Origin of the sequence: Pseudomonas sp. IT-P294 (assembly GCF_949767865.1) — a bacterium.
GTDB lineage: Bacteria > Pseudomonadota > Gammaproteobacteria > Pseudomonadales > Pseudomonadaceae > Aquipseudomonas.
Genome location: NZ_CATKQW010000007.1, coordinates 73,695 through 91,229, shown reverse-complemented (window position 1 = coordinate 91,229; position 17,535 = coordinate 73,695). Strand labels below are relative to the sequence as shown.

Below are 17,535 nucleotides of genomic sequence, written 5' to 3'. Positions count from 1 at the left end.
GAAGCTAATCGCTCGCAAGCCCTTGCTCGGCCAGAAAATCGTTTTTGGTTATATAAACATTCTTAAATAGTCTTTTTAAGAATATCTGTGCGTCTCTACTATTGCTCCTACGCCGCAAGCAGTGGCCTCACTGCCAGGCAATCTCTCAGTTGAAGGAGCAGCACTATGAGCGCATCCCTACGTAGCGTTGACGGTCAAGACGAAGCCACCATCTTGCGTGAGATCCAGAGCGCACTGCGCGATCTGCGCTTTGGCGCCGTGGAAATTACCGTGCACAACGCACAGGTAGTCCAGATCGAACGCAAAGAGAAATTCCGCTTGCAGAATCCGAGCAACAAACCGAGCTAAACCACCGGCAGCCCGATTCCAGCACACCATAAAAAAAGCCAACACAATCAGAACTCCAGGAGCTTTCACCATGTCGTCGATTCGTCAATTCGCTTTGGCCGCCTTGGCCAGTGCCCTTTTTGCTGGTTCCGCGGTTGCCAAGGATTACGAATTGCTCAACGTGTCGTATGACCCGACCCGTGAGCTGTACCAGGATTACAACGCCGAATTCGCCAAGTTCTGGCAGAAAGATCACGCCGGCGACACGGTGAAAGTCCAGCAATCCCACGGTGGCTCGGGCAAGCAAGGCCGGGCGGTGATCGACGGCCTGCGCGCCGACGTAGTGACGCTGGCCCTGGCAGGTGACATCGACGAAATCGCCAAACTCGGCAAAACCCTGCCGGTCGACTGGCAGAAGCGTCTTCCCGAGGCGAGCACACCTTATACCTCGACCATCGTGTTCCTGGTGCGCAAGGGCAACCCTAAAGGCATCAAGGACTGGGGCGACCTGGTCAAGAACGACGTGTCGGTCATCACCCCAAATCCGAAAACCTCGGGCGGTGCGCGCTGGAACTTCCTCGCGGCCTGGGCTTATGGCCTGAAAGCCAACGGCGGTAACGAAGCCAAAGCCAAGGAATACGTGCAAACCCTGTTCAAGCACGTGCCTGTGCTGGACACCGGCGCTCGCGGCTCGACCATCACCTTCGTCAACAACGGTCAGGGCGACGTGTTGCTGGCCTGGGAAAACGAAGCGTTCCTGGCGTTGAAAGAAGACGGCGGCGCCGACAAGTTCGAAATCGTCGTGCCTTCGCTGTCGATCCTGGCCGAACCTCCGGTCGCCTTGGTCGATAAAAACGCCGAGAAAAAAGGCAACACCGAGATCGCTGACGCGTACCTCAAGCACCTCTACAGCCCGGCAGGCCAGGAAATTGCGGCGAAAAACTTCTATCGTCCACGTGACAAGGACGTGGCCGCCAAGTACAGCAAGCAGTTCCCGACACTGGACCTGGTGACCATCGACAAGGACTTTGGCGGGTGGAAAACCGCGCAGCCGAAATTCTTCAACGACGGTGGTGTGTTCGATCAGATTTATCAGGCTCAGTAACCTGAAATAAGCCATCAACGAGCCCCGATTCAACCGTCGGGGCTTTGCGCGTTCTCAACCAAGGACTTTTATGTCGCGTCGTATCTCCCCCGTCATACCCGGCTTCGGGCTGACGCTGGGCTACACCTTGGTGTACCTCAGCCTGATTGTGCTCATTCCACTGGCGGCGATGTTCGTGCATGCCGCTCAACTCACCTGGGAACAGTTCTGGGCGATTATCTCGGCACCACGGGTGCTGGCGGCGTTGAAGCTGAGCTTCGGCACCGCGCTCTATGCCGCGATCATCAACGGCATCATCGGCACGCTGCTGGCGTGGGTGCTGGTGCGTTACACATTCCCCGGTCGCAAGATCATCGACGCGATGATCGACTTGCCCTTCGCATTGCCCACTGCCGTGGCGGGTATCGCGCTGACCGCGCTGTACACCCCCACCGGTTTGGTCGGTCAGTTCGCAGCGGACCTGGGTTTCAAGATTGCGTATACCCCCCTCGGCATCACCCTTGCCCTCACTTTTGTGACGCTTCCATTCGTAGTACGTACCGTACAGCCAGTATTGGCCGATATCCCCCGAGAAGTGGAAGAAGCGGCAGCGTGCCTGGGTGCAAAACCGTTGCAGGTCTTCCGCCATATCCTGGTGCCGGCACTGCTTCCGGCCTGGCTCACCGGGTTCGCGTTGGCCTTTGCCCGTGGGGTCGGCGAGTACGGTTCGGTGATTTTCATCGCCGGCAACATGCCGATGAAAACCGAGATCCTGCCGCTGCTGATCATGGTCAAGCTCGACCAGTACGATTACACCGGCGCCACCTCCATTGGTGTACTGATGCTGGTGGTTTCCTTCGTCCTGTTGCTGCTGATCAACTTGCTGCAACGCCGCATCGAAACCCCATAAGGAGGCGCGAACAATGTCCCAATCGTCTATTGCGGCCGCTTCCTCGGCCAACGCCGCCCGCCGTGGCAGTGCCACTTCGCGGCGAATCCTGATCGGCCTCGGCTGGCTGATTTTTGCGCTGTTTTTGTTATTGCCGCTGTTCATCGTGGTGTCCCAGGGCCTGAAGCTTGGCTTGGGCGCGTTTTTCACCGCGATCTTTGAGCCAGACGCTTTGTCGGCCCTGAAACTCACGGTGATCGCCGTGCTGATTTCGGTGCCGCTCAACCTGGTGTTTGGCGTCAGCGCGGCGTGGTGCGTGAGCAAGTACTCGTTCCGTGGCAAAAGCATGCTGGTGACGCTGATCGACCTGCCGTTCTCGGTCTCGCCGGTTATTGCCGGTCTGGTCTACGTGCTGATGTTCGGCGCCCAGGGCTTGTTCGGCCCGTGGTTGCAGGATCACGACATCCAGATTGTCTTCGCGTTGCCGGGCATCGTGCTGGCGACGATTTTTGTCACCGTGCCATTCGTGGCCCGCGAGCTGATCCCGTTGATGCAGGAACAAGGCACGCAGGAAGAAGAGGCCGCGCGCCTGCTGGGTGCCAATGGTTGGCAGATGTTCTGGCACGTCACCGTGCCCAATATCAAATGGGGCCTGATCTATGGCGTGGTGCTGTGTACTGCACGGGCGATGGGTGAGTTCGGTGCGGTGTCGGTGGTTTCCGGGCACATTCGCGGGGTGACCAACACTTTGCCGCTGCACGTCGAGATCCTCTACAACGAATACAACCACGTGGCCGCGTTCGCTGTGGCGAGCCTGTTGCTGATCCTGGCGCTCTTCATCCTGCTGCTCAAGCAGTGGAGCGAAAACCGTATTAACCGCCTGCGCGCCAGCGCCGCGGAGGAATAATTCATGTCGATCGAAGTGCGTAACGTCAGCAAGAATTTCAACGCGTTCAAGGCGCTAAACAACATCAGCCTGGACATTCAAAGCGGCGAACTCGTGGCGCTGCTCGGCCCGTCCGGTTGCGGCAAGACCACGCTGCTGCGGATCATCGCCGGCCTGGAAACGCCGGATCAGGGCAGCATCGTTTTCCACGGTGAAGACGTTTCTGGTCACGACGTGCGTGATCGCAACGTCGGCTTCGTGTTCCAGCACTATGCGTTGTTCCGCCATATGACGGTGTTCGACAACGTCGCATTCGGCCTGCGCATGAAGCCGAAAAACCAGCGGCCTAGCGAAAGCCAGATCGCGGTGAAAGTTCATGAACTGCTCAACATGGTGCAGCTCGATTGGCTGTCGGATCGCTACCCGGAACAACTCTCCGGCGGTCAGCGCCAGCGTATTGCCTTGGCGCGTGCCTTGGCGGTTGAACCGAAAGTCCTGCTGCTCGACGAACCCTTCGGCGCCCTCGATGCCAAGGTGCGCAAGGAACTGCGTCGCTGGCTGGCGCGGTTGCACGAAGACATCAACCTGACCTCTGTATTCGTGACCCACGACCAGGAAGAAGCCATGGAAGTGGCCGACCGGATTGTGGTGATGAACAAAGGTGTGATCGAACAGATCGGCTCACCGGGCGATGTCTACGAAAACCCGGCCAGCGATTTCGTTTATCACTTCCTGGGTGACTCGAACCGGCTGCATCTGGGTGAAGACAACCACGTGCTGTTCCGCCCGCACGAAGTGTCGCTGTCGCGCCATGAGCTGGAGGATCACCATGCGGCCGAAGTGCGTGATATCCGTCCGCTGGGCGCGACGACGCGGGTGACATTGAAGGTTGAAGGCCAGAGCGAACTGATCGAAGCTGAAGTGGTGAAGGACCACGACAGCCTGATCGGTCTGGCGAAAGGCGAGACGCTGTTCTTCAAGCCCAAGGTCTGGCAAAAACTCGCCAATATCTGACCCTTCCGGCTGATCGTTCCCACGCAGAGCGTGGGAACGATCAAGCATCGCGATCTACGCTGCAGCGCGATTCGGATTGACCCGCACCCCACCCACTCGCGCCTCGATCTGCTCTTTCAGATCCCTGCGCAATCCCAGCAAAAACGCCAGCTCGACCGCCACGAACAACGGCCCGACAATCAACCCTGTCACGTCATCGACGAACGCCGGTTTGCGCCCTTCATAGTGGTGACCGACAAACTGGATTGCCCAGCCCACCACAAACATCCCGATGCCGCTCGCCAGCCACACCAGCGTGCTTTGCTGCGCGAGAACCTGTCCCGCCCAAACGCACAGGCCGAGCAAAACGGTCATCAATATCCCGAGGCGCAGTTCCAGGCGCAGGTAAAACCAGGCTGACGCCAATGCCGTCAGCGCCGCCGGCGAAAGCCAGCCCCCGGCCCATTGTGGACGGGACAGCAACACCGCCACCGCCACCACGATCAGCGGAATGCCGATAAAGTGGCTGGCAATGTTGCGTGGGTCGCGATGGTACGCGGCGTATTGACTGAGATGGTCAACGAGGCTTTTCATTGTTATTCCTCCTGTAGGGTGATTGATCATGCCCCGTGTTCCGTTTTCGCTCTGTCAGGCAGGCGACAATCTTTAGGAGATTCCATGGATATGCAGGCCTGGCGTTCGCGCCTGATGACGGGGCATTGGTTCAGTCATCTCCCTGTTTCCTTACAGGATAGTTTGCTGGCGGCGGCCAGGGTTCGGCGCCTGTCGACGGGGCAACTGTTGTTCAAGCGCGGCGATCCGCCGTGCGGGTTGTATGCGGTGCTCGAAGGATGCATACGCATCGGTGCCGTCAGCGAGCAGGGCAAGGAAGCGCTGCTGAGCCTGGTGGAACCGCCGCACTGGTTTGGCGAAATCTGTCTGTTCGACAACCAGCCACGCACCCACGATGCCTTCGCCGTTGGGCAATGCACCCTGCTGCACATCCCGCAGGCGGCCTTGCTCAAGCTGCTCGACGAACAACCGGTGTACTGGCGGCAATTGGCATTGCTGATGAGCCACAAACTGCGCCTGACCTTCATCAACCTCGAACAACTGAGCCTGATGCCCGCCCCGACCCGGCTGGCGCATCGCTTGCTGATGATCGCCGGAGGATACGGCGAAATCGATCCGCCACGCCGTGTGCTGCAACTGCCCCAGGAGCAGTTGGCGTCGATGCTCTCGCTGTCGCGCCAGACCACCAACCAGATCCTCAAGGACTTGCAGGGGCAGGGGATTATCGGTTTGGGCTATGGCGAGATCGAGATTCTGGACGCTGAGCGTTTGCGGGCCCTGGTCACCATCTAGCGGCATGTATTGAAGTTTGTGATGGGCAATCGGCCCGAACGCGCCTAGCCTGTACTCCTGAATAATCGAGGTGTGCCATGCGTGTCCTGTTAGTGGAAGACGAACCCGAAATGGCCAAACTCCTGGCCAACGGCCTGAACGAAGCGAGTTATGCGGTAGACGTGGCGCTCAACGGCATGGACGGCCGCCGCTACATTGAGTCCGGCGAATACGCACTGATCATCCTCGACGTGATGCTGCCGGGGCTTAACGGCTGGCAGCTGCAGCAACAGATCCGCAAGCTCGGTGACACGCCGGTGCTATTCCTGACCACCAAGGACGGCATCGAAGATCGCCTGCGCGGGTTGGAATTACATGAGGATGATTACCTGCTCAAGCCGTTTGCCGTGAGCGAGTTGGTGGCACGGGTGCGCAAGTTGTTGCGGCGAGATCGGGGACGGTAGTTTCTTAAGTCTGGTTAAAAAATGAGCTGGACATACTCATTGATCTGCACTAAATACAATGCATATCCACAATTTGTGGAAAATTGCACGGTATACAATGCAGGTTGGGCGATGGAAAACCTTGGCAGACTCATCCGGTCCTTACGTAAAGAGCGAAAGCTTTCTCAACAGGAATTGGCAAAACAGTACGGTATGAGCCGTTCGACGATTTCAGGCATCGAGAACAACACCATCTCCGAAATCGGTTTGCGCAAGATTGAGGCGATCCTCAATGGTTTCGGGTATGAGCTCACTGCCGTGCCCCGTCAGTCGAAGCGTCCAACGCTGGACTCTCTGAAGCAGGTCAACTTCCATGGCTGATCCAGAGAGAGAAAGGCTGCACATCAGTGTTTCCGGAATCGCAGTCGGCGCCCTCGGTCGGGGTCAGCCTCGCGGCGATTCGGTCTTTACCTACGCCGAAAATGCGCAGGAGCAAAACGCGGTCTCGTTGACCATGCCGGTGCGACTTGAGAGTTATACGTGGGACCACGGCATACACCCGATTTTTGAAATGAACCTGCCGGAAGGCGCTCTGCGCGATGAGTTGGTTCGTCGTTTCAGTAAAGCAGTCAGGGGCTTCGATGATTTCGCGATGCTGGCGATTGTCGGCCCATATCAGCTTGGACGAGTAGGCATTGCGAACGCGGAAGATTCGAATGACCGGCCCCCGGAAACCAGCCTCGCGGATCTTCTGGTGCATGACGGTGCACAGGGTTTGTTCGATGATCTGCTGCACACCTATGGCCAGTATTCGGGTGTTTCAGGCGTACAGCCGAAAGTGCTTGTCCGGGACAATGCGACAACTGTCGACCGGTTGACCCATCGAGGCGCGACACACCTGGTCAAATCGTTTCGTCCGGAGGAATACCCCGAACTCGCGGCCAACGAATATTTCTGCATGCGAGCCGCGTTGCATTGCGGACTTGAAGTGCCGAAATTTGAACTCAGCGAGCACGGCAAATTTCTGGTCGTCGAGCGTTTCGATCTGTACGACAAAGGTTATCTGGGGTTCGAGGATTTTTGTGTACTCAATGCCTGGCCATCGAAGGCCAAATACGATGGCTCGTACGAAGGTGCAGCGAAGCAAATCAAGGAATTCGTTTCCCCGCCGTTGCTCAACCAGGCGCTTGAGTCTTTTTTCAAGATCGTCGCACTTTCATCCGGTTTGAAGAATGGCGACGCACACCTCAAGAACTTCGGCGTGCTGTACGAGCATTGCGCTCTTGATGCGCAGATCCGCCTCGCTCCGGCCTACGACATCGTCACGACATCGGTTTACATCAAGTCCGACAGCATGGCATTGCTGTTAGGTGGGTCGAAGGCATGGCCCAAGTACAAAATGCTGATGCGATTTGGTCGTTCGGCCTGCAACCTGACGGAAGGGCGCTGCAATGAACTGCTGCAACAGGTCGCTCATGGGATGGATGTGGCGATGGGTGAAATGACTGATTACATCAAGGTACATCGTGCCTTTGCCGAGGTCGGTGAAGCGATGCTGGAACAGTGGACATCAGGTATTGAGCGCAGCCTCATCAAAACCTGATCACCGCAACCCATCCCGAAACTGCCCCGGCGTCATCCCGGTCCAGCGCTTGAAGGCGCGATTGAAGCTGCTGGTATCGGCAAATCCCAGTAAATAACTGATCTCACTCAACGAGCATTGCGGATCGCGCAGGTGCAGCAGCGCCAGGTTTTCGCGACTCTCATTGAGCAGCGTGTCGAAGCGACAACCTTCGTCGGCCAGGTGCCGTTGCAGGCTGCGCAAACTCAGGTGCAGGGCCTGGGCGATGCGTTCCGCCGAGGGTTCGCCTTCGGGCAATTGCTCTTCTATGGCGTCGCGGACTTTACGTTCCCAGGTCAGTGGTTTGAGTTGCGCCAGGGTGCGCTTGAGCACCGCTTCATTGTGTTCGGCCAGTTCCGGGTTGGCATCGTCCAGGTGGCTCTCGAAGTCCACAAGTGAGAACTCCAGTCGGTCCTCGTCTGCGGCGAAATACACCGGGGAGCGGAACACTTTGTGCCACTGATGCGGATCGGCAGGTTCGGGACGGCGCAGGTAAACCGCCAGTGGTGCGTAATCGCGCCCCAAGCGATTGCGGCAGGTGCGCACATAGATGGCCGTGAAGGCGTCGATGGCTTCGAACGCCGGGGCCGGGTTGCCGGCCGGGATTTTCAGGCGGAAGCGGTAGCGATCTTCGGCGCGGGTCAGTTCCAGCTCCAATGCATCGCTGACCACCTGGTGATAACGCACGATGCGCTCGAACACTTCCCGCAGACTGCCGCTGGCCACCAGCGCATAGCCGAGTGCGTGAAACGTCGTCGGACTGACAAAGCGAGATACCCGCAGGCCGATCGCCGGGTCGCCGCTGACCTGCACGGCGATTTCCCACAGGCGCGTGGTGCCGGACAACGGGTAACGGGCGTTCGGGTCGTCCATCAATTGCGGGTCGAGCCCCGCCTGGTGGCACAGGGCGGTGCTGTCGAGGCCCAGCGCATCGAGTTGCTTGCGCAAGGCGCGGGTCCAGCTGGCGAGGGAGGTCGGTTCAGTCATGCTGATTGGCGCTTCCGGTCAACAGGTTGGCGTTCACGGCTACCGCCTTGCGAGGGTTCACAAGGCAGGATGCGAACATCAATAACCAGAGGATGGAAGCATGGACCGTACTTCTGCAAGTCCCCAGCGACTGAATGCAGCTCAACGATCAGCACATATTCGCGAAGTGGTGCTGGCCAGAGGGGTCGAGCTGCGCAAGCGTTACCCGATTCTCAACCATCAGGACGCCTTGGGCGCCGGCATTCTGGCCTTCGCGCTGATCGCAATGATTGGCTCGGCGGCGCTCTACATCACCGGGCACATGGCTTGGTGGGCGTGCCTGTTGCTCAACGCGTTTTTCGCCTCGCTGACCCACGAGCTGGAACACGACCTGATTCACAGCATGTACTTTCGCAAGCAACGCGTGCCGCACAACCTGATGATGGGCCTGGTATGGCTGGCGCGGCCGAGCACGATCAATCCGTGGATTCGCCGCCACCTGCACCTTAATCATCACAAGGTTTCCGGCACCGAAACCGACATGGAAGAACGCGCGATCACCAATGGCGAGCCTTGGGGTTTTGCGCGGTTGCTGATGGTGGGCGACAACGTGATGTCGGCGTTTATCCGCATGCTGCGGGCCAAAACCTGGACGCATAAATTCAGCATCATCAAGCGCACGTTGAAGGTCTACGCGCCGCTGGCGCTGGTGCATTGGGGCGCGTGGTACGCGTTTCTCGGTTTCCATGCGGCCAATGGCATCGCCCATTTGTTGGGGGCACCAATTGAATGGTCGGCGACCACGCTGTCGGTGATGCAGGTGATCGATATCGCGGCGGTGGTGATCATCGGACCGAACGTATTGCGCACGTTCTGCCTGCACTTTGTCAGCTCGAACATGCATTACTACGGTGATGTGGAGCCGGGCAATGTGATCCAGCAAACCCAAGTGCTAAACCCCTGGTGGATGTGGCCGATGCAGGCGTTCTGCTTCAACTTCGGCAGCAGCCACGGGATTCACCATTTTGTGGTGAAGGAGCCGTTTTACATCCGCCAGATGACCGTGCCGGTGGCCCACAAAGTGATGCGCGAGATGGGGGTTCGGTTTAATGATTTCGGGACGTTTACACGGGCGAACCGATTTGTGCGTAAGGATGCAACAGAATCCAGGCAGGTTCGTGCTGCTCAGGTCTGAGCAAGAACTGCGGAAACTCAAAGGCGAAAACGTCGGTCATCAAATTGACCCAAAACGACGCTACGTTGTGACGCAAGCAGCGAGGGTTCGGCGTCTGTTGAGGATGATTGGTATATGCAATTAAGGTCTAATAAAGTAATTAAATATTCCTTTGTTAGATAACTGGTTTCGCCAATCATGGGCCTCAGGGCTGTTGAACAGCGCTCACACATTTTGAGTTTCCGGGGCCGTCTCCTTGGCAGGGTGCGGCCCCTTTTTTTATTCCATACAAACACAAACCGTCGTGGCCAGTGATTTTGTTATTCGATGCGGGTCTTAATAAATAGCTTCTTATTCCTTAACGAATATAACTCTCCTCCCTATACTCGACCAGGAACAGACACGCAGCAGGAGAGTTCCCCCATGCGCAACGAATCAATTCGCTACCTGATTGTGCCGGGCTGGCAAGGATCGCCAGAAGATCATTGGCAAAGCCATTGGCAGAACAGCCTGCCGAACAGCGCGCGGGTGGAGCAAGCCGATTGGCTGACGCCGCGTCGTGAAGACTGGGTCGCCGCGCTGGCCGAGGCGATTGCCGCCGACAGCACACCCGTGATCTTGATCGCCCATAGCCTGGGCTGCATTACCGTCGCCCATTGGGCTGCCACTGCGCCGCTGCACTTTTTGCGTCAGGTGCGCGGTGCCTTGCTGGTCGCGCCGGCGGATGTCGAGCGCCCGGCCTGCTCGCCGGCGCTGCGTAACTTCGCACCGATTCCGAACCACTTGCTGCCTTTCCCGAGTCAGGTCGTCAGCTCCGACAACGACAGCGCCGTGAGTGCCGCCCGAGCCCTTGAGCTTGCCCGCAACTGGGGCGCCGAGGCGGGAATTTTGTCCGGTGCTGGTCACATCAATGTGAAGTCCGGCCATCAGCGCTGGGAGCAGGGATTTGCCTATCTCTATCGCCTGCAAAACCGAATGGAACACCACGCCCTGCGACGTGCTTAAACTTTTTTATTGTTAAACGCCCCCCGTCTCCTGGCGGTGTTGGGCGGGAGTCTGCCATGAGTTTTGAAACCTTCGGCCAGCCATTGCTGACCTTTCCCGACGCCGAAAAAAGCCCGCTGAGCATCCGCGCCAAGGCCCTGGTGTTTGTCGATCCACGTTCTCGCCAGTTGCGCCAGGAACTGGAACAACTGGCACCGCGCTCGATCTCGGTATTGATCCGTGGCGAAACCGGCAGCGGTAAAGAATTACTCGCGCGGCACATCCATCGCGCCAGTGATCGAGGCGGGCTATTTGTCTCGGTGAATTGCGGCGCGATCAGCCCGACCTACGCCGACGCTGAACTGTTCGGTTACGCCGCCGGCAGTTACACCGGTTCGGCCAGTAGCCGCGCAGGCTGGTTCGGCTCGGCCAACGGTGGAACCCTGTACCTGGATGAAATCGGCGACCTGCCGTTGCCGATCCAGATCAAGTTGCTGGCTGCGCTGGAAAACCACGAGGTGACCCGCGTTGGCGCTCATCAACCGAGCCCGGTCGACGTGCGCTTGGTGGCCGCCACCAGCATCGACCTGGCGCAAGCAGTGGCCGCCGGAAAATTTCATGAGCGGCTTTATCACTACCTCAGCGAAGGACAACTCGAACTGCCGGCGCTGCGTGATCGGGTCGGCGATATTCTTTCGTTGTCCGAATATTTCCTCGGCATCTACAGCCAGCGCCTTGATCTGCCGGTGCCGCTGATCAGCGAAGCGGCGCAGCTTGTGCTGGAGCGACACAGTTGGCCGGGCAACACCCGGGAGCTGGAAAACGTCATTCACTTTGCGCTGCTGGTCAGCACCGGCGATGAGATTTTGCCTGAGCATTTGAATCTGCCAGAGGCGCCTGTGTCGTTGCTGCAGATCGAGCAGCAAGTGGCCCATGCGATCAAAAACGGCACGGCTGCCGAGCGTTCCGAACTCAAGCGTTTGCTGGAAAGCCTGACGCAGACGCTATAGCGGTCTGTATGAACAAAATGGAATATGAAGGTGAATAAAAGATATTGTTCGGGAATAAAAAATCCCGGTATTGTCCGCTTCACGCCAGCGATAGCACTTCACTGGCACTCGTACTAAACAAGCCGTCGTCGATGACGACCGTGATTTTCGATAAGGACACTGCATGAAAAAGGTTCTGTTGTTCACCGCACTGGCGGCTGCCCTGACCGCGGGCCTGGCCCAGGCTGGCGAGAAACTGGTGGTTGCGGCGACCCCGATTCCACACGCCGAGATTCTGGAACTGATCAAGCCAACCCTCGCCAAAGAAGGCGTGGACCTGGAAATCAAAGTGTTCACCGACTACGTTCAGCCGAACGTACAGGTCGACCAGAAGCGTCTGGACGCCAACTACTTCCAGACCCTGCCGTACCTGAAAAGCTTCAACGAAGGCAAAGGCACTAATCTGGTGACCGTGATCGGCGTCCACGTCGAACCGTTCGGTGGCTACTCCAAGAAAGTCAAAACCCTGGCTGAGCTGAAGGACGGCGCGACCATTGCCATCCCGAACGAAGGCAGCAACAGCGGCCGTGCCCTGATTCTGCTGCAGAAGGCTGGCCTGATCGAGTTGAAAGACCCGAAAAACGCCCTGGCTACCCCGAAAGACATCGCCAAGAACCCGCACAACTTCAAGTTCAAGGAACTCGAATCGGCCATGCTGCCGCGCGTGCTGGACCAGGTTGACCTGGACATGATCAACACCAACTACGCGCTGGAAGCCGGTCTGAACCCGGCTAAAGATGCGCTGGTGATCGAAGGTGCCGATTCGCCTTACGTGAACTTCCTGGTGGCTCGTCCAGACAACAAGGACAGCGTTGCCATCCAGAAACTGGCCAAAGCCTTGACCAGCCCGGAAGTGAAAGCCTTCATCGAGAAGAAATACAGCGGCGCGGTACTGCCAGCGTTCTGATTCACGAGGTAAACCCCTTCAAGGTTTCGAACGCCGATGGCTGGTATAGCGTCGGCGTGATCGTTCCCACGCTCTGCGTGGGAATGCCTCAAGGGACGCTCCGCGTCCAGTGACGCGGAGCGTCACGGGCTGCATTCCCACGCAGAGCGTGGGAACGATCCACATCTCCTAGGCCGCCCTGGCCTTCAACGCCCGGCGTAACGCCACCAACAACTTCACGATTTCCTGCGGATCCAGCCGCTGCGGCACTTTTACGTCTGCCATGTTCTCTTCCTTGTGATAGTTCGGCCGGGGGAGTCTGGCCAAAAGCTGTGCGTCCTTGGAGGGGCTTTTTGAAAAAAAGATCCCTCCTACAGCGCAAAGGAAAATAGTCGTCTTCCCCAACCTCGGCAAATCCGCAGGTAGTTTTTTGCGTGATATCAATATGCTTTAACGGTATTTAAATTCTTCTTTTTATACCTTTAAAGTCGGTGTCTGCCGGGTCGTTATCCACCGCCCATGGACTGCACCACCGTCGCTTACCCTGCGACGTCCAGGATGTTCAATGAACTTCGATTACGCTTTTATCCTCAGCACCCTGCCGGCGTTTCTCAGCGCCGTGGGCGTGACGCTCCAGGTCGGCTTTATCGCCATCGGCACTTCGCTGCTGGTGGCTCTGATCAATGCAACGATCCTGGTGTTTCGCACGCCCTACTTGCAACGGCTGGTCGGGCTCTATGTAGAGCTGGCGCGCAACACACCGCTGCTCATTCAACTGTTCTTCGTCTACTTCGCTTTGCCAGCGCTGGGTATCAAGGTTTCGGGCTTTGCGGCGGCGATCATCACCATGACCTTCCTCGGTGGGGCTTACCTCACTGAGGTGCTGCGTGCCGGCGTGGACGCCGTGCCCCAGGCACAACTCGAATCCGGTCGCTCCATCGGCCTCTCGCACGGACAATTGCTGCGCTACGTGATCCTGCCGCAAGCCGGGATACTCAGCTTGCCGTCGCTGTTCGCCAATTTCATTTTCCTGCTCAAGGAAACCACGGTGGTCTCCGCCGTGGCGGTGCCAGAGATTCTCTACACCACCAAAAGCTACATCGCGCTCTATTACAAAACCTACGAAATGCTCGCCGTGCTGACGCTGATTTGCGTGCTGCTGTTTTTGCCGCTGTCGCTGCTGCTCAGCCGCCTGGAAAGGAGGCTCCAGCATGGCCAGTTCGGGTCTTGAGTTGCTGTGGGTGTCGTTGCCGCAACTGGGCAAGGGCGCGGCGCAAACCCTGTCGATTTCTTTCCTGAGCATCGTCATCAGTACCGTCGGCGGTGTGCTCTACGGCGTGTTGCGCACGCTGAATTCGAAATGGCTGAACGCGATCCTGCGGGTCTACCTGGAGTTGTTCCGGGCGATCCCGGTACTGGTGTGGTTGTACCTGCTGTTTTTTGGCCTGCCGATTTTTTTCGGCCTGAGCATTCCGAGTTTCTGGTGCGCGGTGCTGGTGCTGTCGTTGTGGGGCGCCAGCGAGGTGGGCGAAGTGGTGCGCGGCGCGTTGCATTCGTTGCCACGCGGGCAGCGTGAGGCCGGGTTGTCGATTGGCCTGAACGGTCCGCAACTCTACGGCTACGTGCTGCTGCCTCAGGCGCTGAAGCGCATGACGCCGCCGACCATCAACGTCTACACGCGGATCATCAAGACCAGCTCCCTGGCCGTGCTGATCGGTGTAGTGGACGTGATCAAGGTCGGCCAGCAAATCATCGAACGCACCTACGAATCAGTGCTGATCTACGGCGCACTGTTCCTGTTTTTCTTTTTCATCTGCTACCCGCTGTCAGCCGCCTCGCGCGTGCTGGAGCGGCGCTGGACGCAAGCATGAGCGCATTGATCGAGTTCAAGGGTTTCAACAAGTTTTTCGGCGAGCAGCAGGTGCTCGATGGCATCGACCTTAAGGTGAATTCGGGTGAAGTCATCGTTATTCTCGGGCCCAGCGGCTGCGGTAAAAGCACCTTGTTGCGTTGCCTTAACGGTCTTGAAGTCGCCCACAGCGGCAGCTTGAATTTTGCCGGCCGCGAGTTGCTGGACAAGGGCACTGACTGGCGCGAAGTGAGACAACAGATCGGCATGGTGTTCCAGAGTTATCACCTGTTCCCGCACATGAGCGTGCTCGACAACCTGTTGCTCGGCCCGGTCAAAGTGCAAAAGCGCGACCGCCGTGAAGCCCGGGATCAGGCTGAAGCCTTGCTGGCGCGCGTGGGTCTTCTGGATAAGCGCGACGCCTTCCCGCGTCAGCTCTCCGGTGGCCAGCAGCAACGCATCGCCATCGTCCGTTCGCTGTGCATGAACCCCAAGGTCATGCTCTTCGATGAAGTCACCGCCGCCCTCGACCCGGAAATGGTCAAGGAAGTGCTGGAAGTCATTCAAGGTCTGGCCCGCGAGGGCATGACCCTGCTGATCGTCACCCACGAAATGGCGTTTGCCCGCGCCGTGGCTGACCGGATTGTGTTCATGGATGCCGGGCGAATCCTCGAACAAAACCCTCCCGAGATTTTCTTTACGAACCCGCAAACCGCACGAGCGCAGCAGTTCCTGGAGAAGTTCTCCTACGTCGCCGCACTACCCAAAACGACTCATACAAAGGAACTGGAACTGCTATGAAAACTGCCAAGGCTTCACTGCTGCTACTCCCACTGCTCGGCCTCGCGTTGCTGGCCGGTTGCAACAAAACCGAAGCGCCTGCCAAACCTGCGACCACCAGCGCCAGCTATCTGGAAAAAATCAAGGCGCGGGACAAGCTGATCGTCGGCGTCTTCACCGACAAGCCGCCGTTCGGGTTCGTCAATGAGGCCGGGCGTTATGTGGGGTTCGATACCGACATTGGCCGTCAATTCGCCAAGGACCTGCTGGGCGACGAGAACAAAGTCGAATTCGTCGCGGTGGAACCTGCCAGCCGGATTCCATTCCTGCAAAGCGACAAGGTCGATCTGATCCTGGCCAACATGACGGTCACCCCGGAGCGCAAGGAAGCCGTGGAGTTCACCAACCCGAACCTCAAGGTGGCGGTGCAGGCGTTGGTGCCTCAATCGAGTTCGGTGAAAAACCTCGACGACCTGGCGACTCGCACCACCATCGTGACCACAGGCACCACGGCGGATATCTGGCTGACCAAGAACCACCCGGACTGGACGCTGCTGAAGTTCGAAAAAAACTCAGAGTCGCTGCAAGCCTTGGCCAATGGTCGAGGTGATGCCTATGCGCAGGACAATCTGGTGCTGTTCAGCTGGGCCAAGCAGAACCCGGGCTACCGCGTTCTGACCCAGACGCTGGGTGCTGAAGCACCGATTGCGCCGGCGGTGAAGAAGGGCAATATCGAATTGCGTGACTGGGTGAATACCGAGTTGGCGAAGCTGGGCGAAGAGAAGTATTTGCTCAAGCTGTATGACCAATACGTGCGCAAAGAGCTGAGCGATGACACCAAGCCTGAAAGCGTGATTGTCGAGGGTGGGAAGTGGCAGGGTTGATGCACTGACCTTTGCGGTGCTCTCTCGGCCGTCATCGCGAGCAAGCTCGCTCCCACAGTAGACCGAGTTGTCTCGGCGGACGCGGTCTGAATGTGGGAGCGGGCTTGCCCGCGAAGGCGGTATTTCAGGCGATGATCAATCCGGCCAATACCAGGCGGGTTCATCCAGCATCCGCTGCCCGACAATCCCGGTCTGGCCCAATGTTTTCTCCAGCACAATGCAATTGCATTCGGGATCTTCCTGCAACGCTGAAATCAGCCGCCGCGCATGCGACACGACCCACACCTGGCATTGCTCAGAGACGCGGATAATCAATCGCGCCAACGCGGGCAGCAGGTCCGGGTGCAAACTGGTTTCCGGCTCGTTCAGCACCATCAGCGTCGGTGGCCGAGGCGTCAGCAGTGCCGCCACCAGCAACAAATATCGCAGTGTTCCGTCTGACAACTCGGCCGCGGACAATGGCCGCAATAATCCTTCCTGAAAAAACTCAATCGCAAATCGCCCGCCCGGCAATGGCGCGATGTTCAATCGCGCACCGGGAAAGGCGTCGCTGATGGCGGCCCACAGTGCTTCGGGGTCGCCAATTTCGATAATGGTCTGTAATGCCGCCGCCAGATCCCTGCCGTCGTGATGCAAAACCGGCGTGCGGGTGCCCAGTTGTGGTTGACGCACCGGTGCGTCGGCGTCGCTGCGAAAGTGATCGTAGAAGCGCCAGCGGCGGATGAACTCGCGCATCTCCAGAACCTCCGGCGAGGTCCGCAGGCTGCCGACCTGATCGAACAGGCTGTCGAAATTCGGCGTGTGTTGCGCCTGCACTTCCCAGTTGCGGCTGGCTCGGGTGCGAATCATCGGGCCGTCGCGATCCACCAGCAGGCTCGCTGGACGATAGAATGCTCCGGCCCAAAGGCATTCACGCTTGATTTGCGGGTCGAGGCTGAAACGCGACGCAATGGGCGAACTGTGTCCGGGTAACATGAAATGGCCATTGGATTCGGGTAACCCGAGGCTGATCGAGTAACCGAAGTCTTCACCGGCAAAGCCCAGGCGCAGGCGTTTGGCACCGTGGCGCACGGTCGCTTCGATCGGCACCTCGCCGTTTCGCATGCGCCGGGTGATGTTTTCCGGCCCGGCCCAGAACGTCGAGTCCAGCCCACCCTCGCGGGCCAAGGCATTGACCACCCCACCCTGGGCGGTTTCCGCCAGCAGGCGCAACGCGCGGTAGAGGTTGGATTTGCCGCTGCCGTTGGGGCCGGTGATCAGGTTCAACCGGCCCAGCGGAATCACCAATTTGTTGATCGAGCGGTAATTGGCCACCGCGAGGGTTTTGAGCATAAGAGCTTCCTGTCTCTGATCGTTACCACGAGAGCATGGGAACG

20 protein-coding genes are annotated in these 17,535 nt (G+C 58.3%); 17 read left to right on the top strand and 3 right to left on the bottom strand.

What is annotated here, in order from left to right; all coding sequences use genetic code 11:
- Positions 1-165: 165 nt before the first annotated feature.
- The 5 genes from oscA (at position 166) to ACM6I0_RS06010 (ending at position 4,200) form a co-directional block, all read left to right on the top strand.
- On the top strand, positions 166-348 hold the full coding sequence (gene oscA / locus ACM6I0_RS06030) for a sulfur starvation response protein OscA (protein WP_007945260.1): 183 nt from the start codon (positions 166-168) through the stop codon (positions 346-348).
- A 70-nt stretch (positions 349-418) separates the two neighbouring features.
- The gene (locus ACM6I0_RS06025) at positions 419-1,432 is read left to right on the top strand and encodes a sulfate ABC transporter substrate-binding protein (RefSeq protein WP_285433338.1); all 1,014 of its coding nucleotides are present in this window, start codon (positions 419-421) and stop codon (positions 1,430-1,432) included.
- Between the two features lie 70 nt (positions 1,433-1,502).
- A complete protein-coding gene (cysT, locus tag ACM6I0_RS06020; protein WP_208670587.1) occupies positions 1,503-2,321 on the top strand; it encodes a sulfate ABC transporter permease subunit CysT in 819 nt (272 codons plus the stop codon).
- 13 nt (positions 2,322-2,334) lie between these two features.
- Positions 2,335-3,207: a sulfate ABC transporter permease subunit CysW gene (gene cysW, locus ACM6I0_RS06015; RefSeq protein WP_046031356.1), complete on the top strand. Its 873-nt coding sequence runs from the start codon at positions 2,335-2,337 to the stop codon at positions 3,205-3,207.
- 3 nt (positions 3,208-3,210) lie between these two features.
- On the top strand, positions 3,211-4,200 hold the full coding sequence (locus ACM6I0_RS06010) for a sulfate/molybdate ABC transporter ATP-binding protein (protein WP_285433339.1): 990 nt from the start codon (positions 3,211-3,213) through the stop codon (positions 4,198-4,200).
- A 54-nt stretch (positions 4,201-4,254) separates the two neighbouring features.
- On the opposite strand, the gene ACM6I0_RS06005 is transcribed toward ACM6I0_RS06010, so the two are convergent.
- Positions 4,255-4,773 (bottom strand): DUF962 domain-containing protein, encoded by a 519-nt coding sequence (locus ACM6I0_RS06005; protein ID WP_285433340.1) that lies wholly within the window; start codon positions 4,771-4,773, stop codon positions 4,255-4,257.
- Positions 4,774-4,857: 84 nt separating this feature from the next.
- On the opposite strand from ACM6I0_RS06005, the gene ACM6I0_RS06000 reads away from it, so the two are divergent.
- The 4 genes from ACM6I0_RS06000 (at position 4,858) to ACM6I0_RS05985 (ending at position 7,569) form a co-directional block, all read left to right on the top strand.
- Positions 4,858-5,544, top strand: a complete 687-nt coding sequence (locus ACM6I0_RS06000; RefSeq protein ID WP_414921712.1) for a Crp/Fnr family transcriptional regulator — start codon at positions 4,858-4,860, stop codon at positions 5,542-5,544.
- A 77-nt stretch (positions 5,545-5,621) separates the two neighbouring features.
- Positions 5,622-5,987 carry a response regulator gene (locus ACM6I0_RS05995; protein WP_414921711.1) on the top strand — a complete coding sequence of 122 codons (366 nt, stop codon included), beginning with the start codon at positions 5,622-5,624 and terminating at the stop codon, positions 5,985-5,987.
- A 111-nt stretch (positions 5,988-6,098) separates the two neighbouring features.
- Positions 6,099-6,347 carry a helix-turn-helix domain-containing protein gene (locus ACM6I0_RS05990; RefSeq protein WP_285433345.1) on the top strand — a complete coding sequence of 83 codons (249 nt, stop codon included), beginning with the start codon at positions 6,099-6,101 and terminating at the stop codon, positions 6,345-6,347.
- Entirely contained in the window at positions 6,340-7,569 is a 1,230-nt protein-coding gene (locus ACM6I0_RS05985; RefSeq protein ID WP_414921710.1) for a type II toxin-antitoxin system HipA family toxin, read from the top strand. The genes ACM6I0_RS05990 and ACM6I0_RS05985 overlap by 8 nt, the downstream gene beginning before the upstream one ends.
- Here the strand turns inward: ACM6I0_RS05985 and ACM6I0_RS05980 are convergent, their stop codons facing one another.
- Complete coding sequence (locus tag ACM6I0_RS05980; RefSeq protein WP_414921709.1) at positions 7,570-8,574, bottom strand: AraC family transcriptional regulator; 1,005 nt, start codon at positions 8,572-8,574, stop codon at positions 7,570-7,572.
- A 100-nt stretch (positions 8,575-8,674) separates the two neighbouring features.
- Between ACM6I0_RS05980 and ACM6I0_RS05975 the strand changes: the two genes are divergently transcribed.
- The 8 genes from ACM6I0_RS05975 (at position 8,675) to ACM6I0_RS05940 (ending at position 16,159) form a co-directional block, all read left to right on the top strand.
- Positions 8,675-9,748, top strand: a complete 1,074-nt coding sequence (locus ACM6I0_RS05975) for a fatty acid desaturase (RefSeq protein WP_414921708.1) — start codon at positions 8,675-8,677, stop codon at positions 9,746-9,748.
- Positions 9,749-10,150: 402 nt separating this feature from the next.
- Entirely contained in the window at positions 10,151-10,732 is a 582-nt protein-coding gene (locus tag ACM6I0_RS05970; RefSeq protein ID WP_285433350.1) for an alpha/beta hydrolase, read from the top strand.
- A 56-nt stretch (positions 10,733-10,788) separates the two neighbouring features.
- Complete coding sequence (locus ACM6I0_RS05965) at positions 10,789-11,721, top strand: sigma 54-interacting transcriptional regulator (protein ID WP_285433352.1); 933 nt, start codon at positions 10,789-10,791, stop codon at positions 11,719-11,721.
- Positions 11,722-11,884: 163 nt separating this feature from the next.
- Positions 11,885-12,667, top strand: coding sequence for a MetQ/NlpA family ABC transporter substrate-binding protein (locus ACM6I0_RS05960; protein WP_027922262.1), 783 nt, complete (start codon positions 11,885-11,887; stop codon positions 12,665-12,667).
- Between the two features lie 544 nt (positions 12,668-13,211).
- Positions 13,212-13,877: an amino acid ABC transporter permease gene (locus ACM6I0_RS05955; RefSeq protein ID WP_259157409.1), complete on the top strand. Its 666-nt coding sequence runs from the start codon at positions 13,212-13,214 to the stop codon at positions 13,875-13,877.
- Positions 13,858-14,517 carry an amino acid ABC transporter permease gene (locus tag ACM6I0_RS05950; protein ID WP_008040219.1) on the top strand — a complete coding sequence of 220 codons (660 nt, stop codon included), beginning with the start codon at positions 13,858-13,860 and terminating at the stop codon, positions 14,515-14,517. Before ACM6I0_RS05955 ends, ACM6I0_RS05950 begins: the two co-directional genes overlap by 20 nt.
- The gene (locus ACM6I0_RS05945) at positions 14,514-15,296 is read left to right on the top strand and encodes an amino acid ABC transporter ATP-binding protein (RefSeq protein ID WP_414921707.1); all 783 of its coding nucleotides are present in this window, start codon (positions 14,514-14,516) and stop codon (positions 15,294-15,296) included. Before ACM6I0_RS05950 ends, ACM6I0_RS05945 begins: the two co-directional genes overlap by 4 nt.
- Positions 15,293-16,159: a transporter substrate-binding domain-containing protein gene (locus ACM6I0_RS05940; protein WP_414921706.1), complete on the top strand. Its 867-nt coding sequence runs from the start codon at positions 15,293-15,295 to the stop codon at positions 16,157-16,159. The genes ACM6I0_RS05945 and ACM6I0_RS05940 overlap by 4 nt, the downstream gene beginning before the upstream one ends.
- 135 nt (positions 16,160-16,294) lie before the next feature.
- Here the strand turns inward: ACM6I0_RS05940 and ACM6I0_RS05935 are convergent, their stop codons facing one another.
- A complete protein-coding gene (locus tag ACM6I0_RS05935) occupies positions 16,295-17,491 on the bottom strand; it encodes an AAA family ATPase (protein WP_414921705.1) in 1,197 nt (398 codons plus the stop codon).
- Positions 17,492-17,535: the final 44 nt, after the last annotated feature.